18 protein-coding genes are annotated in these 25,230 nt (G+C 61.9%); 9 read left to right on the top strand and 9 right to left on the bottom strand.

Features of this window, described 5'->3' with window-relative positions; translation table 11 throughout:
* Nucleotides 1-12: 12 nt before the first annotated feature.
* Nucleotides 13-1,074 (bottom strand): NAD(P)H-dependent flavin oxidoreductase, encoded by a 1,062-nt coding sequence (locus EC912_RS13930; RefSeq protein ID WP_132145072.1) that lies wholly within the window; start codon nucleotides 1,072-1,074, stop codon nucleotides 13-15.
* A 431-nt stretch (nucleotides 1,075-1,505) separates the two neighbouring features.
* Between EC912_RS13930 and EC912_RS13925 the strand changes: the two genes are divergently transcribed.
* Nucleotides 1,506-2,879: a sugar porter family MFS transporter gene (locus EC912_RS13925; RefSeq protein WP_243649282.1), complete on the top strand. Its 1,374-nt coding sequence runs from the start codon at nucleotides 1,506-1,508 to the stop codon at nucleotides 2,877-2,879.
* Here the strand turns inward: EC912_RS13925 and EC912_RS13920 are convergent.
* The gene (locus tag EC912_RS13920; RefSeq protein WP_132145068.1) at nucleotides 2,876-4,480 is read right to left on the bottom strand and encodes a glycoside hydrolase family 32 protein; all 1,605 of its coding nucleotides are present in this window, start codon (nucleotides 4,478-4,480) and stop codon (nucleotides 2,876-2,878) included. The genes EC912_RS13925 and EC912_RS13920 overlap by 4 nt on opposite strands.
* Before the next feature lie 343 nt (nucleotides 4,481-4,823).
* Here EC912_RS13920 and EC912_RS13915 point away from each other — a divergent pair, with 343 nt between their 5' ends.
* From EC912_RS13915 to yjjX, 7 genes are all read left to right on the top strand, one after another.
* Nucleotides 4,824-6,476 carry a glycoside hydrolase family 68 protein gene (locus EC912_RS13915; protein ID WP_132145066.1) on the top strand — a complete coding sequence of 551 codons (1,653 nt, stop codon included), beginning with the start codon at nucleotides 4,824-4,826 and terminating at the stop codon, nucleotides 6,474-6,476.
* 122 nt (nucleotides 6,477-6,598) lie between these two features.
* Nucleotides 6,599-7,990 carry a serine hydrolase domain-containing protein gene (locus tag EC912_RS13910; protein ID WP_132145064.1) on the top strand — a complete coding sequence of 464 codons (1,392 nt, stop codon included), beginning with the start codon at nucleotides 6,599-6,601 and terminating at the stop codon, nucleotides 7,988-7,990.
* 744 nt (nucleotides 7,991-8,734) lie between these two features.
* Nucleotides 8,735-10,618: an LTA synthase family protein gene (locus EC912_RS13905; RefSeq protein WP_132145062.1), complete on the top strand. Its 1,884-nt coding sequence runs from the start codon at nucleotides 8,735-8,737 to the stop codon at nucleotides 10,616-10,618.
* A 37-nt stretch (nucleotides 10,619-10,655) separates the two neighbouring features.
* Nucleotides 10,656-11,684 (top strand): TraB/GumN family protein, encoded by a 1,029-nt coding sequence (locus EC912_RS13900; RefSeq protein ID WP_132145060.1) that lies wholly within the window; start codon nucleotides 10,656-10,658, stop codon nucleotides 11,682-11,684.
* Between the two features lie 89 nt (nucleotides 11,685-11,773).
* Nucleotides 11,774-12,598: a TIGR04325 family methyltransferase gene (locus tag EC912_RS13895; protein ID WP_132145058.1), complete on the top strand. Its 825-nt coding sequence runs from the start codon at nucleotides 11,774-11,776 to the stop codon at nucleotides 12,596-12,598.
* A gap of 74 nt (nucleotides 12,599-12,672) precedes the next feature.
* Entirely contained in the window at nucleotides 12,673-13,503 is an 831-nt protein-coding gene (locus EC912_RS13890) for a DODA-type extradiol aromatic ring-opening family dioxygenase (protein ID WP_132145056.1), read from the top strand.
* A 61-nt stretch (nucleotides 13,504-13,564) separates the two neighbouring features.
* Nucleotides 13,565-14,143, top strand: a complete 579-nt coding sequence (yjjX, locus tag EC912_RS13885) for an inosine/xanthosine triphosphatase (protein WP_132145054.1) — start codon at nucleotides 13,565-13,567, stop codon at nucleotides 14,141-14,143.
* Here the strand turns inward: yjjX and EC912_RS13880 are convergent.
* Entirely contained in the window at nucleotides 14,095-14,763 is a 669-nt protein-coding gene (locus EC912_RS13880) for a response regulator transcription factor (RefSeq protein WP_132145052.1), read from the bottom strand. The genes yjjX and EC912_RS13880 overlap by 49 nt on opposite strands.
* Before the next feature lie 64 nt (nucleotides 14,764-14,827).
* On the opposite strand from EC912_RS13880, the gene EC912_RS13875 reads away from it, so the two are divergent.
* On the top strand, nucleotides 14,828-15,517 hold the full coding sequence (locus EC912_RS13875; protein WP_165973601.1) for a response regulator transcription factor: 690 nt from the start codon (nucleotides 14,828-14,830) through the stop codon (nucleotides 15,515-15,517).
* A 17-nt stretch (nucleotides 15,518-15,534) separates the two neighbouring features.
* On the opposite strand, the gene EC912_RS13870 is transcribed toward EC912_RS13875, so the two are convergent.
* From EC912_RS13870 to pgaB, 6 genes are all read right to left on the bottom strand, one after another.
* Nucleotides 15,535-18,957, bottom strand: coding sequence for a hybrid sensor histidine kinase/response regulator (locus EC912_RS13870; RefSeq protein WP_132145048.1), 3,423 nt, complete (start codon nucleotides 18,955-18,957; stop codon nucleotides 15,535-15,537).
* A gap of 532 nt (nucleotides 18,958-19,489) precedes the next feature.
* A complete protein-coding gene (locus tag EC912_RS13865) occupies nucleotides 19,490-19,807 on the bottom strand; it encodes an EF-hand domain-containing protein (protein ID WP_132145046.1) in 318 nt (105 codons plus the stop codon).
* Nucleotides 19,808-19,908: 101 nt separating this feature from the next.
* Nucleotides 19,909-21,561, bottom strand: coding sequence for a phosphoglucomutase (alpha-D-glucose-1,6-bisphosphate-dependent) (gene pgm, locus EC912_RS13860; protein ID WP_132145044.1), 1,653 nt, complete (start codon nucleotides 21,559-21,561; stop codon nucleotides 19,909-19,911).
* Nucleotides 21,562-21,650: 89 nt separating this feature from the next.
* Nucleotides 21,651-22,100 carry a poly-beta-1,6-N-acetyl-D-glucosamine biosynthesis protein PgaD gene (gene pgaD, locus EC912_RS13855; protein WP_132145042.1) on the bottom strand — a complete coding sequence of 150 codons (450 nt, stop codon included), beginning with the start codon at nucleotides 22,098-22,100 and terminating at the stop codon, nucleotides 21,651-21,653.
* On the bottom strand, nucleotides 22,097-23,347 hold the full coding sequence (gene pgaC, locus EC912_RS13850) for a poly-beta-1,6-N-acetyl-D-glucosamine synthase (RefSeq protein ID WP_132145040.1): 1,251 nt from the start codon (nucleotides 23,345-23,347) through the stop codon (nucleotides 22,097-22,099). Before pgaC ends, pgaD begins: the two co-directional genes overlap by 4 nt.
* A 2-nt stretch (nucleotides 23,348-23,349) precedes the next feature.
* Nucleotides 23,350-25,230, bottom strand: a complete 1,881-nt coding sequence (pgaB, locus tag EC912_RS13845) for a poly-beta-1,6-N-acetyl-D-glucosamine N-deacetylase PgaB (RefSeq protein ID WP_132145038.1) — start codon at nucleotides 25,228-25,230, stop codon at nucleotides 23,350-23,352.

Here is a 25,230-nt window from a genome sequence, read left to right as displayed (position 1 = left end):
TCGCCGGTGCAGTCAGGACAACGCAGCCTTTATCAGGTCTTCCGTCAGTCGTAATGCGGGAATCTCACGCGCATAAGTCGCGGCCTGCCCCGCCCATAACGGCTGGAAGTCGCCGATGTCTTTCGGTTCGGTGGCGGCACGCAACGGCGCAAGTGGCTGCCCGGCGAGAGGAAAGGATGGCGCGAGATCGCTCATCGGCCCCACCTCGGTCATAAGCCGGTTGTAGACGCCGCGAGCCGGGCGCCCGGTGAATACGTTGGTCACGGCGGTACTGTTATCGCCCGCGCTACGCAGCGCGGCGCGATGCACGGCTACGGTGAGTGCCTCCGGCGTCAGCAGATACACCGTGCCCAACTGCACCGCGGAAGCACCCAGCGCAAGCGCCGCCCGTATGCCTCGGCCATCGCCGATGCCACCCGCGGCGATCACCGGAATACTCACCGCATCCGCGACCTGGGGCACGAGGGCCATCGTGCCAGGCTGTGCACTCATGTCGTCGGTGAGAAAACTGCCGCGATGACCGCCTGCCTCGTAACCTTGCGCGATGACGGCATCGCAACCCTGCCGCTCCAGCCAGCGCGCTTCGGCAACCGTCGTCGCCGACGACAGGATGCACGCACCGGTAGCTTTCACCCGTGCCAGCAGATCCGCGGCTGGCAGGCCAAAGTGAAAACTGACGACTTCCGGGCGGAGCTCCTCCACGAGCGAGCACATGGCATCGTCGAAAGGCGCCCGGCCACCGGGGGCCGCATTTTCGGAGACCTGCACACCAAACTCTTCCATGTACGGGCGCAGACGTTCCCGCCATGTCGCCATACGCACGGGATCGGCAACCGGGGCGGTATGCGCGAAGAAGTTGAGATTGATGGGCGCACTCACCACCGATCTGAATGCGCCGACTTCCTTCCTGACCGCGTCGACGGAGATCGATGCGCACGGAATGGCACCCAGTCCGCCACCCAGTGCAACGGCGGCGGCCAGTGCCGATCCGCCCGAACCCGCCATGGGTGCGAGAAGAATCGGTTGTTCGATTTGCAGGAGATCCAGAATTCTCCGGTCGGTCCACAGGCTCATGTTGTCCCTTCGCGTCGATAGCTATCCGCAACGCTGAATTATGCCGTATCCACACCTTTGGGCGCGGTTAATTGTCGCACCGCAACATGAACATATACGACGTCTCATCGACAAATCTTCATATTAAATATCAATTACTTGAAGGACATATCTCAGCAAGATTACATACACGATCCGGCGGGCGACCGAAACAAACAAGGGTGGACATAAGAACTCAGCCCCGTATGGTTAAGACCATCCAGACGAAGCGGGGGTTAGCGTCGGATCGCTGCTTGTGCGTGTCGATTCCATCGACGTATTTGCCAGTTCCTCGTGGTTGCCCGATGCGATCGTCGCCGATCGTCTGGACATCTTTGTTCCACTCCCACGACGAGATAATGCATAGCACCGATAAACAAACTACCGCCTCCCTACCTTCCCCCAATCGTCAGATGACGATCATCGCCATCGTCGCCGCCATCGCCGGCGGCCTCTATGGCTACGACACCGGCATCATCTCCGGTGCCCTGCTCCAGATATCCAGCGAGTTCTCCCTCGGCCATCGAGCGCAGGAACTGGTCGCCGCTTCGATTCTTGCCGGCGCCGTCGTCGGCGCGATCTACAGTACGCGACTGTCCGCACGGATCGGCCGCCGCGCGACGATCATGGTCGTCGCCGCCATCTATACCATCGGCGTTCTCGCCGCCGCATTGGCACCCAATGCCTGGTACCTCGCTGTTTCCCGGCTTGTCCTCGGCTTCGCCGTGGGCGGTTCGACGCAGATCGTTCCGACCTATATCGCCGAGCTGGCACCGGCCGACAAGCGAGGCAGGCTTGTCACGTATTTCAATGTTTCCATCGGCATCGGCATTCTGCTGGCGGCGATTGTCGGTGTCGTTCTCCAGAACAGCTGGACCTGGCGCTGGATGATCGGCGTGGCGGCCGTGCCGTCGCTCGTGCTGCTGTTTGGCATGACGCGCCTGCCATGCAGTCCACGCTGGCTGGTCGAGCAGAGCCGGCACGAAGAAGCGCGCGAGACCCTGATGCAGGTACGCACCTCGGAAAAACAGGTGCATCGCGAAGTTGCCGAGATCCAGCGCGTGTTCGCGCAGGGTAAGGCTCGCGGCCGCGGCCGCTGGCGCGATCTTGGCGCCCGCTGGGTGAGGCCGGCTGTCGTGGCCGGACTGGGCGTCGCCGCGTTCACGCAGCTGTCGGGCATCGAGATGATGATTTACTACACGCCCACGTTTCTCACCCAGGCCGGATTCGGGCATTCGTCCGCCCTGCTCGCCGCATTGGGTGTCGCGATCACGTATCTGACGATGACCTTTATCGGAAAACTGATTGTCGATCACGTGGGCCGCCGCCGTCTGACGCTATGGATGATGCCGTTCGCCGCCGCATCGCTCGTCGTACTCGGTGCGCTGTTCCACTACGACATCGGCGGCGAGCATCGCGGCGCGCTGGTGGTCGCGTGTCTTATCGCGTTCATGATCTTCAACTCCGGAGGCATCCAGGTGATCGGCTGGCTGATCGGCTCGGAAATCTATCCTTTGCGTATTCGCGATCGCGCAACGGGCGCGCATGCGGCGATGCTCTGGGGTTCCAATCTGTTGCTGACCGGCACGGCGCTGTCGATGACGCACTGGCTGGGCGTGGGCGGAGCAATGTGGGTTTACGCCGCACTGAACGCGCTCGGCTTCGCCTTCGTCTTTCTGTTCCTTCCCGAGACGGCGGGACGCACGCTTGAAGAGGTGGAAACCTCGCTACGCGACGGTACGTTCCTGCCGTTCGCGCGGGAGCCCGGGATACCGGAACACTCCTAACGCACGGGTCGCACGGCGATATCGCTGAATCGTGCTTCGCCATCTTCGGCGAAAAGCGATATCCGGTCATCGCCGGCCTTGGGGAAAACAAGGTCGGTGATGACGGTGCGACCATCGGCTGCGAATACTTCCAGCGAACTCTTGTCGAGTACGACTTTGAGATGGATCTTTCCCTGGTTCAGCGGCAGATACACGATATGCCGACCGCTTAACTTCGGTGAGAAATCCGTATCGCCGGACCGGGTCCGGTCGACCGTTAACGTACCCGCCTTTGTGTCGTAGTAGACGCGGGTCTGCCTGGAACCGTCGGCTGCCGCCGCGACGACGATACCTGCGCGTTTCGCCGTATACGGTTCAACGACGAGATCGATGTCCTGGGGCGCGGTGCGGTTCGCCAGATCCAGCGGTTTCGTCGTGGAACGAACGGTCAAAGCTTTCCAGCGCGATGCCGCTACGCCATTCACCAGCGCCAGATATTCCCTGGCCGGCGTGCTGACAAGCCGAGGTACGCCATCGATCGTTCGTAACGCGAGGTCTCGCGGCAAGGCCATCGCGCCTCGCCACGGAGACGTGGGCACGCGGTCCGCGTAGTCCCAGTTGCTCATCCATGCGATGGTCACCCTTCGTCCATCGGGCGCATCGGCGAATGTGCCGGCGGCGTAATAGTCCGCGCCGTGATCGAGCCAGCGATGCTCCGACAGATCGGCACCTTGCACAGGCAGGTTCTCGGCATTGAACGTCTTGCCATCGAAGGTTCCGACGAAATACTGCACTCCGGAACCTCCGGCGATCGAGCCCGGGTTAATGTTGACCAGCATGACCCACATCGGACGATTCGCATCGCCATCCAGCGGCAACGGAAACAGATCGGGCATCTCCCAAAGTACGCCGTTGCCAGCAACGCCCGCGGGGCCAAAATCGCTCAGGAATTCCCAGTCGATCAGATTGCTGGATTTATAGATCTTTACGACATGGGCATCGGCGACCACCGTGGTCATGAGCCAATACCCGCCCGGGGCGTACCAACTTACTTTCGGGTCCCTGAAATTTTTCGACTCCGGGCGAAGGGTGAGTACGGGATTTTTCGCATACGCCTTCCACGTGCGTCCGTTGTCCGTGCTGTACGCCAGTGACTGGGCCTGGACGCCGCTCTCGTGCCCGGATCCCTCCTTGAACACACTCGTATACACCGCGACGAGAGCTGGCTTGCCGTTGACAGCCAGGCCGGATGTATTGCGTTTGTCGAACACGATCGAGCCGGAGAATATTTCTTCCCTCGTATTGTTCGCCATCGCGACTGGCTGTTCCTTCCAGTGCACGAGATCGGAACTCGTCGCATGTCCCCATGACATGTTTCCCCAATGGGAAGCAGAGGGATTGTATTGATAGAAAAGATGGTAAACGCCGTCGTGCCAGATCAATCCGTTCGGATCGTTCATCCAGTTGCGCGCAGGCGTGTAGTGAATGGCGGGACGCCACTGCTCCGTCGCGGGTCCGTCGTTGTCCGCGCGAACACTGGCGATCGACGCACACAACAATGCGCCAATAAGCGCGGAACGAAGGATGGATGGCCTGAAATCGATACCGTGGATGATGCTCATCGCCAATCTCCGCCGAGCGTATGCGTTCCGCTTCATGAAGCGAAAAATAATGTTTCGTCGATGTGACGAATGCATCCATGACGAATCACCACAACTTCAATAAATCCTGCACCTGCCACGATTGAAATACCTGCGGCACATCGTCGCAGTTGCCTGTGTTTTCGCAATTTCACAGCGATTGCGCGACGTGCATCACATCCGAATTTTCGTCGGTGAACTATTTCTTGTGTCGACTGCGCGCATGCAGTCACCTGCCAGCGGCGCCGCCGCTCAGGGGAAAACGGGCAATAACGCACGAGGCAGGGTTACAGGGGGCGTGCGATCCACCACATGGGAGAGCGACATGAATCGATCGCAATACGTCGTCGCGCGCCGTCGCGCGTCGGTGCTCGCCATAACGGTGTGCGCCTCGACAGTTCTGAGCATCGCTATCGCCCAGACAACGCCAGCGGTAATTTTTCCAAAGCCAACCCCGCACACGCAGCAGGCATATAACCCGGCCGACGCATTCACTTCGCGCTGGACGCGCGCGGATTCCCGTCAGATCGCGGCCATGTCGGATTCCACCGTCCCGGCCGGCCGGAATTCAATGCCGTCCTGGCTCACCATGCCGGACATTCCCGCCGATTTCCCGGACACCGATCCGAATGTGTGGGTGTGGGACACCTGGCCGCTGGCCGATCTCTACGCGGACCAGTTGAGCTACAAGGGGTGGGAGGTAATCTTTGCGCTCACCGCGGATCGCCATGCCGGTTACAGCTTCGACGACCGGCATACGCATGCGCGTCTCGGGTACTTCTATCGCAAGGCGCTGCCACCCGGGAGCCCTCATCTTCCCAACGGGGGATGGATATACGGCGGTCACGTATTTCCCGACGGTGCCAGCGATGTCGTCTTCGGCAATACGCCGCATACGGCGAATGCGGAGTGGTCAGGCTCCACCCGTATGATGAACGACAACGGCAGCGTAAGCGTCTACTACACGGCACTCGCCTTCAATCGCAACGTCAGCGGCCAGGACATCACGCCAGCGACGGCAATCATCACCCGCGCGGACGGCAAGCTTCACGCGAATCGCAACGGCGTCTGGTTTACGGGCTTCAAGAAACATAAGCCCCTGCTGCGGCCGGATGGCGTCATGTATCAGAACGGCGCGCAGAATCCGTTCTATAACTTCCGCGACCCGTATGTCTTCATCGATCCGGCGCATCCGGACCAGACATACATGGTGTTCGAGGGAAATACCGCGGGCGACCGTGGCGCACGCACCTGTACCGATGCGGACCTCGGCTACGCCGCCAACGATCCCGCGAAAGAGGATCTGCAAACGGTGATGAATTCGGGAGCCACCTTCCAGAAGGCCAACATCGGTCTCGCCGTCGCCAGGAACAGGAAGCTCACCAAGTGGGAATTCCTGCCGCCTATCCTGCAGGCCAATTGCGTGACCGACCAGACGGAACGTCCACAGATCTACCTCAAGGATGGAAAATACTATCTGTTCACCATCACGCACCGGTCGACATATGCGGCCGGTATCGACGGTCCGGACGGCGTACTTGGTTTCGTGGGCGATGGCATTCGCAGCGATTTCCTGCCTATGAACGGCGGCAGTGGCCTGGTCCTGGGCAATCCGACCGATCTGAACGAACCGGTAGGCGCTCCCTTCGCGCTCGACCCCAACCAGAATCCCCGGACCTTCCAGTCGTATTCGCATTATGTGATGCCCGGCGGGCTGGTCACCTCGTTCATCGATGCCATAGGCACGCGTCGCGGCGGATCCGAAGCGCCAACGGTCAGGATCAAAATCGCCGACGACACGTCGACACTCGATACGACCTATGGCGTGATGGGGCTGGGTCAGTATGGCGATATTCCGGCGAATCGCCGGACGCTCCCGCCCTACTTCAGGCAGTCGGCTCCCACGGATGACGACGGCGAGCCGGTGGTATCGGGCAAGACACAGGACGATGGGAACGATTCGTCGTCCGACCGGTAGCAAACCGTAGGGAACGACGGGTGGCCGATCATGTCGGCCACCCGTACGTTCGTGTAAGCGGCCCTTGCCGGCCAGGTGAGCCGTCGCTACCCTCCGGACGGGGCAACTTGGGGGAAATCGGCATGGCTCGTCGTACATTCGCAATCGTCGGTGCAACGGCGGTTATCGTCGTGCTTGCGCTCGCTGCCTTCGTGGTATCGAAGAAAGACGCGCTCAGGGTCGCCACGAATTCCGTCAGTCGCTCGCTGTGCACGGCGACCTTCGTCTCGAACGTCGATCCGGACAAAATGTTCCAAGAGGAACAATTGCCCAACATGCGATCCATCGCCTGGGCGATCCACTACCACGTGGATCGCGACGCGCGCCAGGTACGGACGCACATTCTTGGAGGATTCGGGGCGCGAGCCATATTCCGGCCGGGCCTGGGCTGCCTTCTGGTCCATGGCAAGCACGACGTGCCGGATCTCGCGGGCTTCGTGGATACCTCCACGATCGAACACTCTTTCGCCGACACCAGCGTCGTGGAACCGACCGATCCTGCCATTCGCACCGCTCTGGACCATGCCTTCGCCGAACCCGATCCACAGCATCTTCGCCAGACCAAAGCGCTTGTCGTTCTTCACGACGGCAAACTCATAGCCGAGCGATATGCACCCGGCTATGGCCCGGATACGCCGATCTGGGGTCACTCGCTATCGAAGTCGCTAACCAGTGCCCTGATCGGTATCCTGGTGCGACAGGGCAAACTCAAGCTCGACCAGCCCGCTCCGATCGCCGCGTGGGCTTCTCCGGACAACCCGCATCACGCCATCACCATCGAACAGCTCCTGCGAATGGACAGCGGACTGGGTTTCGATGAGACCAACGGTCCCGAAAGTCCGACGACGCGTATGTGGTTCCTCGAACGCGACATGACGGCATTCGCGGCGAAACTGCCCATGGAACATCCTCCCGGGACGGTCTGGGGATATAGCAACGCGAGCTATGTACTGCTATCGCGGATCGCGGTGGATGCAGCTGGCGGCGGTGGCGCGGTGAATGCCGAGCGACTCTTTCGACGCGAATTATTCGCGCCACTGGGCATGAGCACGGCAGTCATCGAAACCGACATCCGTGGCACGCCGATCGGCTCCAGCCATGTTTACGCCTCGGCACGCGACTTCGCGCGGTTCGGACAGCTCTACCTCGACGACGGCATGCTGGGCGAACAGCGGATCCTGCCGGAAGGCTGGGTATCCTTCAGCCGCTCGCAGACCCTGAAGACAGGTTACGGCGCGGGCTTCTGGACCAATCTGGTCAACGAAGGCACCGTGCCGGTCTGGGATGCGCCGTGGGGTATGCCCAAGCTGCCGAAAGACATGTTCTACGCGCGCGGTGCGTTCGGACAGTACGTCGTCATCGTGCCATCCGAACACCTCGTGGTTGCACGGCTTGGTATCAGCGTCGAGGGAGGCACGGGTATAGGCGATGTCATTGCCGAGATTATTGCAGCACTGCATAAGACCTCTGGCTGATTCACTCGTTTTAATTTGGTTCTTCACGGAGGGCTCGGCTTTGCCATCGCTTTCGCGCTGGGACGTTACGGGGAGAGCCGTCGGCCACCACCCTCGACGCTCCGGCTTCACCGTCGCTCGGGAAGGGAGAGCCGCTGCGCGGCTTTTGTTCTATGGCTGCGCCCCGTCGCGCCCGCGCTGCGGGCGGGGGTTTTTGATTCGGCCTCCTTGCCTCAGCAAAAACGGCGGACCGTCCAGGTCCGCCCCCTGCGGGCCTGATCCGCCCGCCGCGCTCGGTTGCGCAAGTCGCGTCGAGGGTGGTGGCCGACGGCTCTTCCGGATGCTGCGGTCACGTGGGGGAAAGCATGGCGTCGATGCATGGACAGAGCTGACCGCATGCTGGTCACTCCCGCCACGTGCTCGGCTCGTGCTCTGCCCACAGCCAACCGCAACCGACGGTGCCGTGGCCGGGTTGGCCCTTGGGGCCGCCTTAGCCGAGGGCCGCGATGACCCGTTGGAGCGAAAGCGGGACTACGGCCCGCTCCCGAAGGGACGGCGCCGAAGGCCCCAAGGGCCAACCCGGTCGCGGCTTCCCCGAGGCACGAGCGTGAGCCGACGAAGCCGAGAGCGGCACGAGCCGCCCAGTGGCTGTCCTAACCCAAAGCGCAACCAAAAGCGCGAGATCGCCCCGTAGTACACGAAGAGCCTTTAATTTGCAGCGGTCATATAGACTTCACGAATACTTCATCTTCCTGAAGGCCTCCCATGCGCCGCCTTACCTTGCGTTTCCTTGCGGCGACGCTGCTGTTGCTTACCCTCTCGCGACTGGGTCTTGCCCTCTGGCAACACTCGCGCGTTTCGGATGCCGGCGGGCTTTGGCCTGTGATCTTCGGCGGATGGCGCATCGACCTGAGCCTGTTGGCCATGATGGTCGCGTTTCCCGCGATCCTCTCCCCGTGGCTGGGACACCGTCCGCTGGCGGTCCGGGTTACCGCATGGTGGTATCGGCTGTGCTGGTTGCTACTGGTACTGCTGGAAGTCGCCACGCCGCAGTTCATCGTCGAATACGACACGCGGCCCAACCGTTTGTTCGTCGAGTACCTTTCCAGCCCGGTCGAAGTCGCTTCCATGCTCTGGCATGGTTACAAACTTCCGATTGCCCTGGGCCTCGTTGCCTGGGCGATTATCGGATGGCTGGGCTGGCGGATGCTGTCGCCGCAACTGCGCGACGCACGAACGGGCTGGATCGCGCGCGTACCGATTTCCGCGGTTATCTTCGTCGCATGTCTGCTGGCGGCGCGCGGCACACTGCAACACCGGCCGATCAACGAAGCCACGGTTGCCTTCAGCAGCGACAGCATGGTTAACACGCTGCCTCTGAACTCGTTTTACAACGTCGCCAATGCCATCGACGACATGCGCAGCGAGCGCTCCTCGGCGGACGTCTATCCGCCCATGGATGCCGACACGATGAATGCCGAGTTGCGGCGTAGTGCGGGCCTTGACGGCCCGGCGTTAGACGCGCGCTATCCGAGCATGCATCGTCAGGAGGCCAGCACGAGCCATCCGCGTCCGCTCAATCTGGTCATCATCGTGCAGGAGAGCCTGGGTGCGCAGTTCGTCGGCAATCTTGGCGGACGGGACCTGACGCCGAACATCGATGCATTGAGCAAGGAAGGCTGGGCATTCAACCGTGCCTATGCCACGGGAACGCGCTCGGCGCGCGGACTGGAAGCGATCACGACGGGGTTCCTGCCGACCACGGCGGAAGCCGTACTAAAGCTCCCCCGCTCGCAACGGGATTTCTTCACCGTCGCCGCGCTGCTTGGCAGGCAGGGATTCCATTCGCGCTTCATCTACGGCGGCGAAGCGCACTTCGACAATATGCGCGGCTTCTTCTTCGGCAACGGTTTCAACGAGGTGGTGGATCGCAGTTCGTTCGTCGATCCGGTTTTCGTCGGTTCATGGGGCGCATCCGACGAAGACATGTTCAACGAACTGCACAAGCGCCTGCTGAGCGATGGCGACAAGCCGAATTTCACGGTGGCCTTCAGCGTGTCCAATCACACGCCATGGCAATATCCCGCCGGGCGTATCTCGCCGATCGGCAATCCGGCCAGTGTGGAGAACACCGTACGTTATGCCGATTACGCCATCGGCAAGTTCTTCAACGAAGCGAAGAAATCGCCTTACTGGCAGAACACCGTATTCCTGCTCATTGCCGACCACGACGCACGCGTGCACGGTGCGAGTCTGGTGCCCGTGGAGCATTTCCATATCCCCGCCCTGATCCTCGGCGGCCAGGTACCGGTACGCAGCGACGACCGTATCGTCAGCCAGATCGACATGGCGCCGACGCTGCTCTCGCTGATAGGCATTTCCAGCACCCATCCCATGCCCGGCGCCGACCTGACGGTGCGCGATCCGCATCGTGCGATCATGCAGTACGGCGATAACTTCGGCTATCTCAAGGACGACCAGCTCGTGGTCTACGAACCGTTTAAACCGGCTTCGCAGTTCACTTACGACGGAAAATCGACGCTGACGCCGGCAACCGTGGATCCGATCCTGGCGAAGGAAGCGCTCGCCAATGCATTGTGGCCAAGTTGGGCGTACAAAGAGCAGCGCTACCGCATGCCCGACCGGTAAGATCACGCCATTCCCCCGAGGCATCCCCGAGCCGACCATGCGAATTCACGTTGCCGCCCTGCTCCTGTTCCTGCTGCCGACGGTCGCTTTGGCGCAGGACGCGCCCGCACCCGCGACCTCGGCGGTCATGCTCGACGCGGTAACCGTCAGCGGCGAACAACCCGGTCCCGGTCTGTGGAAGGTGTCGCGCGGCGAGCATGTGATGTACGTACTGGGCATACTTTCGCCGTTGCCGGCGCGCATGCAATGGCGATCGACCGAGGTCGAGTCAGTCATCGCGAGTTCGCAGGTCGTGTTGCGTGCGCCCTCGTTGACGATCAAACCGAAAACGAACTTCTTTGGCAGGCTATTCCTGCTGCCGTCGCTGATCAGCGTGCGCAACCTGCCCGACGACGGGACATTGCAGAGCACAGTACCGGCTGGCGACTATGCCCTGTGGTCGACGCTGAAGCAGCGCTACATCGGCAAGGATCGCGGCATCGAACGTTACCGGCCGATCTTCGCCGCACTGGAGCTGTATAAAAAGGCGGTCGAAGCGATTGGCCTTAAGCAGTCGACAGGCGTTGCCGGTACCGTCGTCAGTATCGCGAAAACCCGTGGCGTACCCTTGCAGTCCGTGCGGTATACCGTCGAGATCGACGAACCGAGGAAAGCCATCAAGACGTTCAAGGCGGCGGAACTCGACGATGTCCGCTGTTTTCACCAGACGCTGGAAAACATCGACAAACGGCTCGACACTTTGACCGATCGCGCCAACGCGTGGGCGACGGGAGATATCGGCGCGCTTCGCGGCATGCTTGCCCAGGATCGCTGGGATACCTGCCTGAATGCCGTCACGGAAGCGGGGATCGCAAAACGCCTCGGGCTGGACGATGTGGTCGGACACATGGAAGGCCTGTGGCTTACCGCAGCGGAGCAGGCGCTGGCAACCAATTCGCAAAGTTTCGCGGTACTTCCCATGGAACTGATCGTTGCGAAGGATGGCCCTCTTTCGAAGCTGAAGGCACGCGGATACACCGTCGTCGCGCCGGATGACGAGGACGTGCCAGGCCCGGCCCAGAAGTGATCGTCCGGATGGCATAGGCCATCTATCGGACGGACCGGGCAGACCCGAAGTGATAAAAAGCAAGGGTCTTACAACGAGGTAAAGCGGCCATGGCCGTCCATTCCACGCTGCATACGGTTCGCGAACGCGCCGCATCCCTGCCTGCGATCCGACACTGGCTGGAAGCGCGCTACGCGCGCGAATTCTTCGCTCATTCCGCACTGACGCACAATATGTATCGCGGCGTCTTCGAGACGTTCGCGCAGGCGCAGGCAAGCATCGCGCAGACCCGGCCCTCGGGCTACGACAACACACCGTCCGCCGAGCTCTATCGCGAGCGCACGCGGCGGGTCTATATCAACGATTATCCCGCGATGCTCTGGTTCTCGAAGCTGTTCGAGGCCGGCTGCACATCGGTGTTCGATCTCGGCGGGCACATCGGCATCGCCTACTATGCCTACCAGCGCTACGTAACGTTTCCCGAAGAGATTGCCTGGCGGGTGCTGGACGTTCCCGCCGTCAACGTCGCCGGAGCCGCCTGGGCATCGCAACACGATAACCTGGGACGACTGACATTCACGGCACATCGCGACGACGCCGATGGCGTGGATATCTTCTTCGCCGCCGGATCGTTGCAATATCTCGACTACACGCTGGCCGACCTGCTTGGCGGGCTGCAGACGCTTCCGCGCTATCTGCTGCTCAACTCCGTGCCGATCCATCCGTCCGCCTCGTATTTCACTGTCCAGAACATGGGTACGGCCTGCTGTCCGTACCGCATCACGAGCGAGCGCGATTTTCTGCACGGCCTCAAGGCACTTGGATACGTACTTCGCGATCGCTGGGAAAATCCGCACCGGAGTTGCGTCATACCGTTCCACGACGACCGTTCGCTGGATCGCTATTTCGGATTCTGTTTCGAACGCGAGACCTGAACGTCCCTTGCGGGAAACGATCCGTTCCAGCCGGACCTCCTGTAATCGCCGTGTCGAGCCCATACACTGGTGGCATGAACGATCATGTCCCGACTCCCCGCCAGCCCGTGCTCTTCATTTCCCACGGATCTCCCACCTTCGCCGTCGAACCGGGCGAGCTGGGTCCGCGACTGCGTGAGACCGGCGCTTCGCTGGAGAACGTACGGGCCGTGTTGGTGGTATCGCCACACTGGCAAACGGACGGCGTTCGCGTAACGACCAGCGAGCGGCCGCCGACCATCCATGACTTCGGTGGTTTCCCCGAGGCGCTCTATCGCCTGCGCTACGACGTGGCAGGCGCGCCGGATGTCGCCGCCGAAGCAGCGAGCCTGTTGACCGATGCCGGCTTCCGGGTAACGCCCGATGCCGTGCGCGGTCTCGACCATGGCGCGTGGGTACCGATGTCGCACCTGCTACCCGACGCCACGATTCCCGTTATCCAGGTGTCGATGCCGCATGATCTGGACACCGCCAGCGCGCTTGCCTTCGGGCGTGCACTTGCGCCATTGCGGGATCGCGGCGTGCTGATCGTAGGATCGGGCAGTCTTACGCACAATCTGTACGAAGTTCGCCGGACGACCGACGAGGCGCCTTACGCACAGCGGTTCGCCACGTGGAATCGCGATGCGATCGGCGCCCGCGACATCGAAGCGCTGGTCGATTACCGTCGTCGGGCACCCGAGGCTTCGCGCGCGCATCCCACGGAAGAACACTACCTGCCGTTGCTTGTCGCGCTTGGCGCGAGCGATGCATCGGACCCGGCCTTCCTCATCGAAGGCGGCATGACCTACGGTGTCCTTTCGATGGACTCCTATGCCTGGGGATTCGGCGATGCGCAGGCCGGGCATATGACGCGACTGGCCTGACGCATCCGGAACGGCTGTTAGACTTGCTGCCGTCCCAATCACAGCATGTATCGGCCCGCCCATGTCCCATACCAAGCTACGGGTCCTCGTCGGCTCGCATAACCCCGTGAAGATCAACGCCGTCCGCGGCGCGATCGCACCGCTCTATCCCAACCGTATCGTCGAATGCGAAGGCATCCATGCGCCATCGGGCGTGCGCGATCAACCGATGACGCAGGCTGAAACGCGCGAAGGCGCGCTGAACCGTCTGGCATATCTCAGGGATCGCGGCGGCGCGGATCTGTATGTGTCGATGGAAGGCGGCATCGACGTACTCGAGGATGGGCCGGCCACGTTCGCCTATGTCGCCGTAGCGGATGCCATGAGGCTATCGGTCGGACGCACCGCGGCGCTCTCCCTGCCCGCGCACGTATACGCGGCGCTGGAAAGCGGCGACGAGCTCGGTATCGTCATGGACCGGCTGTTCGGCACCGACAACATCAAACAGAAAGGCGGCACGGTGGCGTTGGTCACCAACGGAAACGAGACGCGCGAAAGTGTGTATACGCAGGCGTTGGTACTGGCGATGGCGCCCTTCCTGCACCCCGAGTTCTACGACGCTCGGGGAACGTCGCCGGGCGCCGTCGTTTCTTCCGAATAGCGAATCAGCTCCGCTGTGTTCGTCACGTGGAGTTTCAGAAACGCGTTGGCCTTGTGAGTGCTTGCCGTCGACGTCGAAATGCCAAGCCGCGCGGCAATCTCCTTCATGGACATCCCTTGCCTGATCAGTGCGATAACTTCGTCTTCGCGTGCGCTCAATTTCACGCGCTGCCCGCTCGATCGATCCGGCACATGGGCGTCCAGTGCCGTCTTCATGATGGGAGACAGATACGCTCGTTTGTCGTAAGCGGAACGAATCGCGTAACGAAGGTGTCGAGGCCCGTCGCGCTTGCTGACGATGCAACGCACGCCATATGCTGCGATATCGCGCAGGATCGGCGCTTCTTCGATCGAGGTAAGTACGACGACCGCAAGCGCGGGATACTCCGCGCGCAGGGAACGTAGCAGATTCAGTCCATCGGCGCCTTCGCCTACCGGCATGGCGTAGTCGCACACAAGTACGTCGCCCGTAACACTGGAAAGCATGTGGTGAAGCTCCGCGGGACTGCCCACCATGCCGACCACACTCATGCGCGGGTCTTCCTGGATAGCCATGCGCACCCCGTCCCGCGCGATCGCATGATCGTCCGCGATCACGACGTGGATGCGTTCCATGCTCATCGATTGCGTCCTCCGTTCATTGCGTTACGATTACGATGGACGTCCGGACACAGCGAGCCCTTCCATGACTATCCGAATCGTAGTCGCCGACGACCACCCGCTCGTTCATGCCGCCATTTCGCGACGACTTCGGGCGCTCGAAGGCGTCGAGATCGTGGGTACCGCTCAGAATGCGGGCGATCTGATCGCGTTGCTTGAAACGACACCATGCGATGTCGTGGTAACCGACTACGCCATGCCCAACGAGGATAAACAGGCCGATGGCTTGCCGCTGCTCGGAGAAATAGCAAAACGCTTTCCGCAAGCACGTATCGTGCTGCTCACGGGCATCGACAATGCCGAACTGCTGCGCACTATCGAAGCCAGGGGCATCGTTCGTATCGTTTCCAAAGCCGACGACGCCAGCGACATCGACATGGCCATCAAAGCGGCGCTCGAGGGAGCGCCGTATCGATCCGCGTCCATCGCCCGTCTGATCGCGAGCGGCATGCTTGCCAGCGCCGATCGTCCGTCGGCGCACCTCACTCCCCGCGAAGTGGAAGTCGTCCGGCTGCTTGCCGAAGGGCTTACCGCGACGGAAATCGCGAAACTTACCGGCCGCAGTCACAAAACCACCAGTGCGCAGAAGGTGTCCGCGAAACGCAAACTGGGATTCGAACAGGATGCCGACCTCTTCCTTTATGCCGTAACCAGCGGCATGGTCGCCGCATCCGGCGCGGCCAGAACGCGTAGTCATGACGACGAGAACGAGTGATCGTGGCCGATCGCGATTCATAGGAATGACGGCGGCACGCGGCTGCCGGTGTCGGTACGGTTGAGTCGCGCCCGATACCCATCCAGCCGTTCGTCGATGCGTAGCTGCAGTCCCTGCAGAACGGGCCCTATATCGTCCAGACCGTGCGTTTCGATCCATCGCTCCAACTCGGCGCTGTGTTCCGCGAGCATCTGTTCGTTGGCCATCAGAAAAGCGCCCTTCAGCGAATGCAGGCGGTCGAGGACGCCGCTTTCCTCATTCGCGCTTACCGCCTGCACCAGCCGCTCCCAGTCGTGGATAACCGAGCCCATGAGTATCTCGATCAGCTCGGCCGAACCATCCTGGGTATCCGGATGGAAAGGCCATGCCTCATCGGGCAGGTTTCTGCGCAGGGCGTCCTCGAGCTGGGCCAGTGTCACCGGCTTCAAGAGCAGTTCCGCCACGCCCTGCGCCTCGCAACGACCGCGTTCCTGCACATGTGCATCGGCCGTAACGGCGACCACGGCAATGTCCGAACCCCGCCTGCGAAGCGCGTACGCCAACTCGCAACCATCCATGCCGGGCATCTCGATATCCGTGAGCACTGCCGTGTACGGATAGTTGTCGCACATATCCAACGCCGTCTTGCCGCTATCGGCTTCGTCCGTCGTGTAGCCCAGCGTCGAGAGCTGCTGTCGAAGCAGTTCGCGCCCGAACGGATTGTCGTCGACGACGAGTACCCGTCCCGCCGCCGGTGTATGCGCCACACGCTTCATCGCATCGCGCATCGCTCCCGGCCCGCGTCTGGTCAGGAGAATATCGAGCAATGCGTCGCTCGCGTAGCAGGAGACGAAAACCACGCCGCGGTCATATCGGGGGTGCAGCGGTCCGTCACGCGATGCGCGTACGACGCGGGTACCCTTCGCCACCATGTCGCGCGCCTCTGTCGCGCCAAGCACCCACTGGTCGCCCACGACGACGACATCGCCGGTATCGCTGGATCGCAGGTTCATTCCGGCGACACTGGCGAACGCCTCCACGACAGCGCCCCGGGCGACGAGAAAGGACGTGCAGGCGGAGCGCCAGACGGCATCGGACGAAACGAGGCGGATCGACTTGCCGTCGAGCCGGGGAAAGCCATTGTCTACGGTGGAGACCTTTAGCGGGAGCGTGAACGAAAATGTAGAGCCTTCGCCAGCAACGCTTTCGACGCCGATCTCGCCTCCCATCAGTGTCACGAGTTGCCGGCAGAGCGCGAGCCCCAGTCCGGTACCGCCGTAACGACGCGAGGCAACGCCTTCGGCCTGGGCGAATGGTTCGAACAGGCCCTCGATCTGCGTGCTGGCAAGACCGATCCCCGTATCGTCGATCTCGAAACGCAATGCCGTCATGCCGGCGCCGGGCGAGCGCGGGCCCCGCGAAGGACGGACTCTGACCGTAACGGCGCCCTCGGTCGTGAATCTGATCGCGTTGCCCAGCAAATTGTTCAGTACCTGTCCGATACGTTGGGCATCGCCGACATAGGACATGTCGATCGACACATCGATGTCATGGAAGAGACCCAGACCTTTTCGCCTGGCAAGGGGGGCGAACAGATGCAGGCTGTTTTCTACCAGCGTCCGCAGGACGAACGGCACCGGCTCGATGTCGAACTGCCCGGCTTCGATTTTTGAAAAATCGAGTACGTCGCCGACAATTTTCAGAAGCGAATCGGATGCAACCCGCACGCGCGCGATATGCACGGCCTGTTCGCGGTCCATACCGCCATTGGCGAGCAGTTCCAGGTGCCCGATGATTCCACTGAGCGGCGTTCGTATTTCGTGACTTATCGTTGCGACGAAGGCCGATTTAGCCGCGCTCGCCGACTCGGCCACGATGCGGGCGTTTTCCTCCGCCGTGCGTGCGTCGCGGAGTTTTTCCTCGAGCTCTGCGATGCCAGTCACGTCTCGCGCCACGCATAGCAGCGCGCGATGGCGACGATAGGCCGTCGGCCTGGCGGCGATCAGCAGCGTACGTGTCGTGGCAAGCGTCGGACGATACTCGACGCGGAACTCGCTGCCATGTTTGTCCGCGGGGCGAACATCGCGCTCGCCAAGACGACGATCCATATCGACGATACGCGCATACAGACTCACGCCGGCCACGCTCGCCTCTTTCGCGAATCCATCCATCACCGCGTTGCCGAGCAGTGGATGGAGCGTATCCAGATCGATCAAACACAAGCCGACGGGTGAGGTCGATACGATGGTGCGACTCAGCTCCTCGCTATCGAACACGTGTTCGGCATCGCGCAGCGCAGGCGCAAAAATCCGTCGATCGATATGTCGAAGCCAGAACCACAGCACGACGAGACAGACAAGCGCGGCACCTCCGAGACAAGCCAGCCACACGCCCGTCGCACGCAGGAGAGCCTCCAGCGAGAAGACCTGTACGACAGACCAGTCGATACCGTGCAGATTGTCCGCGGCAGCAAAGCGAGTGCCGGATCGTACGAATACAGGTTCCCCGTCCGTCGCGACGGTGAGCCTCCCTCGCTTTGCGCGCGCGACCTGCTCGCCGATATCTTCGGGGCTCATGCCGAGGCCCGCGACGACGTTACCGGAGTTCGTCACCACCAGCGACGCACCACGGAGATACGGCTCGACGCGTCGCTGTATATCGGAGAAAGCTTCGAAAGCGACGACGCGCCACGCCGGTTCGCCGTTGGCCACCAGCGTCAGCACGCCGACGATCGAGCGCTCGCCACTGAGCGGGTTGATCCCCGAAAAGGAAATCACGGGATCGCGCGCCGATCGCGCCGGCAGATGCTCGTCGTTCAACCGGAGACGAGCGAACAGATCGCGCCGCGTCGCCAGTCCGAGCCGCGCGGAAAGCTGCTGCTCGGAGGCGACACGGGTAAAGGTCATCAGCGAGCCCGACGGGTCGTATCCGTACACGGACAACGAGCCCGGAGACTCGACTTCCGTGACCGTAGCCGCCGCCAGCGAGGACGTTTCGTGGATCAGTCCGAGATACGCCATGATGTCTTCCGGCGGAAGATGTCGCGCGTTCACGCCCAGCACGAGCATGGGCACACCCGAGTCGCCCGCCCGGATGACGGCTTGTTCGCCGTGGTCGAAGAACGGTTCGACGTACGCCGCACCGGCGCGGGTAAGCAGTTCCCGGCGTTCGCGCCAGACCAGCTCCATGCCGTACAGGCTTCGCGCGTAACCCCGCTCGCGCTGGATCAGGTAGGTATCGACCGCAGCCTTATTGTCCTCGAGGATCTGGCGCTGTTGGGCGACGTAACCGTGTATCCGCTGCCACCCGCTTCCAGCCATCATGACCACGATCAGCAACGACAGCAGGAAGCCGCCTCCATAAAGCAGGCGCCGGTGATATGCGCGCAACCCAGCCAGCATCTCATCCGTAGCAACACGACTTCCATCGCCTACACCGTTGCCCTGTTCGACTTCCACCATCCGTTTGCCCCTCGCCTGCCGATTACTTCCGCTGCCGGAAGTCCCTCCCTGTCTTTCGATGCGTCGGGGCCTTAGAACGCGGTCCGCACGAGGCAAGCGCAAAGCCGCCCCGTATTGGAGCAGTGCGCGATCGATACATGAATCGAAAAAGTCTTAAGTCAACAACGCCAGCGGCCCTGCCTTACATGGACGCTGACCACCGCCCGGGTGCGCCAGGGAAGTCGTATGGACGAAATCGCGGGCAAGCCATCCCGGTCGGGCTCGGCGAACTCATCGCAGGGGTTCGGTCGCGTCACACCAGGTTCTGCGGCGTCACCCGATAACCGGCGACGGCGCATACGTTTGAGCAGGAGCAACGCCACAATGCCTCCCACGCGGGGTTCATGACCGAAATCAGCCTGAACAGCGGTCGGTTGCGAGCATCGACCCTTGAGGTGCGCCTGACAATATAACTTTCGTTGTAGGCGCACTCGTTCATACACCGCTGGCGGCGTGAGAGAACGGGTCGGGATTCGCCCCTCGAGGCGAGGAGTCAGTGTGTAGGCGGCTTCTGGGCGTCGCGCCGCTTCTCAGCCTGGGTCTTGAGGTACTGGCCGATATCCTTCTCGGAAACCTTGCCCGTCTTCTGGGTGTCGATTTCGTCGAAATGCTTCGAGACGAACGGCATGGCCTTTGCCTCGTCGCGGGTCAGGAAGCCGTCCTTGTCCTTGTCCGCGGCGGTGAAGTTCTTTTGCATGGCCGCTACTTTGTCAGCGATGTAGCCCGCGCCGTTCTGCGCCGCGGCGGGTACCACGACAGCCGAGACAAGAAAACATCCGACGAGCAGCGATGCAATCCGGATACGCGACATGACAGTCTCACACGTGACGGGAAGGCCTCACGCTGCCACGTGACGACGGTTGGAAGCAAGCGGTGGCGCGTGAAGACATGTCCATCGTCACGCGCGCCGCATCAACTCCCGGCCAGGGCGGCATCCACCATGGCCTGGGCTTCTTCCAGGATACGGTCGAGGTGATCGCGCCCCTTGAACGATTCGCCGTAGACCTTGTAGATATCCTCGGTGCCCGATGGGCGGGCGGCAAACCAGCCATTGGCGGAAATCACTTTGATGCCGCCGATAGGCTGATTGTTCGCCGGCGCACGATTCTGGACCTGGATGACCGGTTCGCCAGCGAGCGTCTTAGACGTTACCTGCTCTGGCGTCAACTTCGACAGTTTTGCTTTCTGGGCGTGCGTCGCCGCGGCATCGATACGCGCACTGGCCGGTTCCCCGAGATCGTGGGTAATGCCTTTGTATATCTCGCCCGGGTCGCGACCGAGCTTTGCCGTCATCTCGCCTGCGAGGAGCGCGGCCACGATGCCGTCCTTGTCGGTGGACCAGGCAGAGCCGTCTTTCGCCAGGAACGAGGCCCCCGCACTCTCTTCGCATCCGAACCCCAGACTGCCGTCGTAGAGCCCCGGGACGAACCATTTGAAGCCGACGGGCACTTCGAGCAATGGCCTTCCGAGCCGTTTCGCGATGCGATCGATCAAGGCGGTGCTGACTACCGTCTTGCCGACCGCGGCATCGCTACGCCAGCCACGGCGATGCCGGAACAGGTACTCCGCGGCGGTCGCGAGATAGTGATTGGCTGGCATCAATCCGGCGCTGCGGGTGACGACGCCATGGCGATCGTGATCGGTATCGCAGGCGAATGCCACGTCGAAACCATCCTTCAGACCGATCAACCGCTGCATCGCATAGGACGACGACGGATCCATGCGGATACGGCCGTCCCAGTCCAGCGACATGAAGGAAAAGGTCGGATCGACGGTATCACTGACCACCGTAAGGTCGAGCCGGTAGCGTTCCACGATCGCCGCCCAGTAGTGCACACCGGCACCGCCGAGGGGGTCTACCGCCATATGGACGGAGGCACCGCGGATGGCGTCGAGATCGAGCGCGTGTTCGAGGTCCGCGACGTACTCCTGCAGGAAATCGTGTTCGCGCGTGGTATCCGCCCTGCGCGCGACATCGATGGTGACGCGCTTCACCTCGCGCAGTCCTCCTTCGATCAGTGCGTTCGCGCGGGCCGCTATCCAGGATGTCGCATCGGTGTCGGCGGGACCGCCATGAGGCGGGTTGTATTTGATGCCGCCGCTTTCCGGCGGATTGTGCGAGGGCGTAATAACGATACCGTCGGCGCGACCATGCTCGCGGCCGCTGTTGTACCGAAGAATCGCATGCGACACAGCCGGCGTCGGCGTGAATTCGCCGCCTTTGGAAATCAAGGTACCGACACCGTTGGCGGCAAGGACTTCCAGCGTGCTCTCGAACGCCGGCTCCGAGAGCGCGTGCGTATCGATACCGACGAAGAGCGGGCCGTCCACGCCGTCGTTTTTCCGGTACTCGCAGATGGCCTGGACGATGGCCCATACGTGGGCTTCGTTGAACGAGCGATCGAACGACGAGCCCCGATGACCCGACGTACCGAAAGCGACGCGCTGCTCCGGAACCGCCGGATCGGGGACCAGGTCGCGATAGGCGGCGAGAAGTCGCGCCACGTCGACGAGCGGCGCCGAAGTCGCCGGTTTACCTGCAAGCGGACTGATGCTGGAACTCAAGTGTTTCTCCTGCTGACCGCCGATGCGGTATCCGGACATTGTAGGTTGCCGCCAGCCCGGCGGTTGTCAAGTTTGCGTGCAGGTCCGGCCTAACGGTCCCGGATCTCTCCGACGTGCAGCGCGCCGTCATCGGCGAACTCGATCGTACTGATGCGGGCATCGCGCATGGCAAGCACGGCCGATTCCGTCGTTCCCATCGCGTGGGCCGTCTCGTCGGGTTGGATCGAACGGAACGCGCGACGCCTTACCCTGCCACCGTAGCGGAAGCGGTTGTACAGCGACCAGGCGATAACGATCAGCGCACACACCGCCGCCAGCAATAGCAGTTCGACCAGGTCCGTACCGCCCTTCCCCCTGGACTGTACGAACATTTCCACATACGTCGTGCGGAAACCGAAGCCCCAGGCCACCAGCGTTATCAGCGGCAGCCAGAGGAAGACCCAGAAGGCCCATGCCACGAGGGTAGCCAGACCGAAAAACACACGCTGCGCCGGACTCTGGTGATCCGGCCGCTGGATAATGATCGCTTCGGCTTTCATCGGATGCCCCTGTCCGGACTGACCCAGACGGCCTTGGTACCCTTGCGCTTCAGCAGCGCCTTGGGAAAGGCGACGATCGAGGTGGCGGTATTGAGTACCCAGTAAATAAGCGGATACCAGATCATCCAGTAATAGTTGCGTCCCACCCGAGTTTCGTAGCGCCGGTCGACGATCAGACTCACCAGAAACTGGATAAGGCAGGTAGCGCCGAGTACGACGCCGTGCCAGTGCGGGAGCAACGTTTCGACGTATAGCGCCGGCGGTAGCTCGATGAATTTACCGACTATCCACAGCGTGAAGATAGCCGCCATGTCGTAAGCCCACAGCAGACTGAGCAGATACTCCAGCGCCACCGGCCACATGCGCCGCTGTCGCCAGCGCATCAGCAAACGGGAGTAGCGAAGAAGCACTTCCGATCCCCCCTGCGCCCAGCGCAACCGCTGTTTCCAGAGGCCACGCACGGTCTCGGGCATCAGGATCCAGCACAGGGCATTCGGTTCGTAGCGGATATCCCAGTGGCGCATCTGCAGCCGCCAGCTGATATCGATGTCCTCGGTCACCATGTCGGTGTTCCAGTAGCCGACATCGTGCAGGGCGCTCTTGCGGAACGCGGCGATCACGCCCGAGACCGTGAAGATGCGGCCATAAACCCGTTGCGCGCGCTTGATCAGGCCGATGATCGACGAGAACTCGCCGACCTGCAGCTTGCCCAGCAAGGTGGAACGATTGCGGATGCGCGGGTTACCGGTCACGGCGGCCACGCGCGATCCGTCGTTCATGTGGTACATGAGCCAGTGCGTGGCGTATTCGTCGAGCAGCGCGTCGCCGTCGATGCAGACGAAGTAGTCGCCACGGGAAGCGAGCGCGGCCATGCGCAGTCCCATCGCCTTGCCCTGGTTGCTGGCCAGGTGGATGACGCGCAGGTTCGATACTTCGCGTGTCAGCTGGTCGAGCTGCGCCCCGGTATCGTCCGTCGAACCGTCGTTGACCGCGATGATCTCGAACGCGGGATAGCGCTGACCGGAAAGATGCGCGATCGTTTCGCGAACGTGCGCGCCCTCGTTATGGCACGGAACGATCAGCGTGACGAAGGGATAATCGGGAAGCTCGGGTGGCGTCACGCGCAAGGGTTCGTTCCGCTCCCAGCGGAAGAAATAAATGAGCCCGCCGCTCATCCATATCAACGACATCGATAGTGGATAGAAAAAAGCGAATTCAAGTAACCAGTGAATGATGGTTCCGCCCATGGCTATCGATCCGGCAAGGGATAGGGATAATCCGCGGCGGAAATCGCGGGCCGGATGGTCTTGAGCTTCGGATGGTCCTTCAGGAAATCGTCGGGGTAATAGCCGAGATGAAGCGCTCCACCCGTTTGCAGCAAGCGCAGTCGATGGGCGATCGTCGCGGAAGGAATGGGCTGCTTACGAGTCCAGTCCTCGGTGGCCACTTCGAACAACGTGCGATCGAGCGCGCCCGGCTGGGCTTTTACCGACGCCAGCAGACGCCGGAACCAGGCATCCGAAGGCGATTCGTTGTCCAGTTGCGGCATCGCCATCACAGCGGTGACGTCATAAGCCGCGACGAACGCCTGAAGACTCTGCGCAAACCACCCTTCGGCTTTTGGGTCGACGATCGGCCGGGCATAGATATTACGCGCGGTCAGTACCAGCGGACGCCAGCGCCGTACACGCTCGGCCAGTTCCTTGGTGAAGTCCACAAGACGCTGGGTACGCTGCGTGGCGCTGTCGCCTGCCCATGGCCCGAGTTTGTCGGTATCGCGCAGGTAGGCATCGTCGGAAAAAAGGATGCCTGCCGAGTCCGCGTGTCGTGCGAGATCTTCGTAGACGTCGCCAATCATCGCGCGCACTTTGGGGTCCCACGGAGCAAGACGGAAGTGGTCTTTGTCCTTCGCATCGCCGGCACCGAGCGCGGGAAGCTTCGCGCCGTCAGGGAAACGGAACGCCATGACCGGCAACCACGCGAATACCTGCACGCCGGCGCGTGTGCGCAATTGCCATTCGACGCGCGAATAGAGATCGGCCCGCATCGGCAGATGGCGATTCGGGAAGTACACCGCATCGGCTACGCCATCGCCGTCCGGATCGGCATAAGCCTGCAGCCATACCTGCGTGGGATGCATGCGTTTGATGCGATCCAGAAGCTTCGACAGGTTCGCATCCTGCTGCACGGGGTCGGGATCGTAGATGTAGTCCAGGTCGACCTGCACCGCGCGAATAGGATCGACGCGCGGCGGATGGCGCATCAGCCACGCCAGATGAATAGCGTCGATGTTGTCGCTGATCAGGAGGCGGGGAATCGTGTGCGAAGGATCGAGAGTCGGCAGCGCGTCGTCGAGACTCATCGATACGCTCATGCCCTCTTCCGCTGCGATTTTCGTCGCCACGAGGTTATACGCGCCGTAAGGCCAGACAATGGCACGCGGCCGATGGCCTGTCTGGGCTTCGATCTCGTCCGCGCTCTTCTTCATGTCGGCGCGGATACGTGCGCCGTAGGCAGCTTCGTCCTCGTAGTTTTTGCTATCGGCGAAGTAACGCGCGGTCACCGCGGCAGGCGGCTGGCTACCCTGAGGATTGCCGTCGATGCCGTGATGCAGGTCGTAACTGTGCGAAGCGAACTCGACCAGACCGCTGGACTGGATTTCCTTGACCTGATCCCAGGTGATAAAGCACGACCGGTCGCATGTGCTTCCGTTGTACGGCATGGTCTTTCCGTCGGGCATGTCGATCCAGGCACCGACGAGCGCGGCTACCGCCGGGTAGCGATAGGCGCGCAGCAAGGGATAGACCCGCGTATAAAAACTACGCAAGCCATCGTCGAAGGTCAGCAATACCGGATGATCCGGCAATGCGGCACCGCCATGACTGGCCGCGACGACCTGTTCGAGACTGACGATGTGATAGCCGTTCGCGCGCAGCCAGTCGAAGTGCGAGACCAGACGGTCCGAACTGATCGCATCGGGATCGCGGTCGGCATCGCCACGCACGTCGTCGCGAACATCGTGATACGCGAGCACGATGAGCGTGTTCTTGCCGGGCGCCGCCGGTTCGGCCGCCGCGCCAGAGGCAAGCACCACCAGGAGAAGGAAAACAACAAACTTGCGTAACGTCAT

The organism is Luteibacter rhizovicinus (assembly GCF_004342265.1).
GTDB lineage: Bacteria > Pseudomonadota > Gammaproteobacteria > Xanthomonadales > Rhodanobacteraceae > Luteibacter > Luteibacter rhizovicinus_B.
Note: the sequence above shows the minus strand (reverse complement) of the source record. Positions and strands in the feature narration are given on the sequence as shown.

What these genes read in the sequence shown, in the direction of transcription:
- EC912_RS13930 (WP_132145072.1), bottom strand. Translation starts at nt 1,074, where the DNA reads ATGAGCCTGTGGACCGACCGGAGAATTCTGGATCTCCTGCAAATCGAA.
- EC912_RS13925 (WP_243649282.1), top strand. Translation starts at nt 1,506, where the DNA reads ATGACGATCATCGCCATCGTCGCCGCCATCGCCGGCGGCCTCTATGGC.
- EC912_RS13920 (WP_132145068.1), bottom strand. Translation starts at nt 4,480, where the DNA reads ATGAGCATCATCCACGGTATCGATTTCAGGCCATCCATCCTTCGTTCC.
- EC912_RS13915 (WP_132145066.1), top strand. Translation starts at nt 4,824, where the DNA reads ATGAATCGATCGCAATACGTCGTCGCGCGCCGTCGCGCGTCGGTGCTC.
- EC912_RS13910 (WP_132145064.1), top strand. Translation starts at nt 6,599, where the DNA reads ATGGCTCGTCGTACATTCGCAATCGTCGGTGCAACGGCGGTTATCGTC.
- EC912_RS13905 (WP_132145062.1), top strand. Translation starts at nt 8,735, where the DNA reads ATGCGCCGCCTTACCTTGCGTTTCCTTGCGGCGACGCTGCTGTTGCTT.
- EC912_RS13900 (WP_132145060.1), top strand. Translation starts at nt 10,656, where the DNA reads ATGCGAATTCACGTTGCCGCCCTGCTCCTGTTCCTGCTGCCGACGGTC.
- EC912_RS13895 (WP_132145058.1), top strand. Translation starts at nt 11,774, where the DNA reads ATGGCCGTCCATTCCACGCTGCATACGGTTCGCGAACGCGCCGCATCC.
- EC912_RS13890 (WP_132145056.1), top strand. Translation starts at nt 12,673, where the DNA reads ATGAACGATCATGTCCCGACTCCCCGCCAGCCCGTGCTCTTCATTTCC.
- yjjX (WP_132145054.1), top strand. Translation starts at nt 13,565, where the DNA reads ATGTCCCATACCAAGCTACGGGTCCTCGTCGGCTCGCATAACCCCGTG.
- EC912_RS13880 (WP_132145052.1), bottom strand. Translation starts at nt 14,763, where the DNA reads ATGAGCATGGAACGCATCCACGTCGTGATCGCGGACGATCATGCGATC.
- EC912_RS13875 (WP_165973601.1), top strand. Translation starts at nt 14,828, where the DNA reads ATGACTATCCGAATCGTAGTCGCCGACGACCACCCGCTCGTTCATGCC.
- EC912_RS13870 (WP_132145048.1), bottom strand. Translation starts at nt 18,957, where the DNA reads ATGGTGGAAGTCGAACAGGGCAACGGTGTAGGCGATGGAAGTCGTGTT.
- EC912_RS13865 (WP_132145046.1), bottom strand. Translation starts at nt 19,807, where the DNA reads ATGTCGCGTATCCGGATTGCATCGCTGCTCGTCGGATGTTTTCTTGTC.
- pgaD (WP_132145042.1), bottom strand. Translation starts at nt 22,100, where the DNA reads ATGAAAGCCGAAGCGATCATTATCCAGCGGCCGGATCACCAGAGTCCG.
- pgaC (WP_132145040.1), bottom strand. Translation starts at nt 23,347, where the DNA reads ATGGGCGGAACCATCATTCACTGGTTACTTGAATTCGCTTTTTTCTAT.
- pgaB (WP_132145038.1), bottom strand. Translation starts at nt 25,230, where the DNA reads ATGACGTTACGCAAGTTTGTTGTTTTCCTTCTCCTGGTGGTGCTTGCC.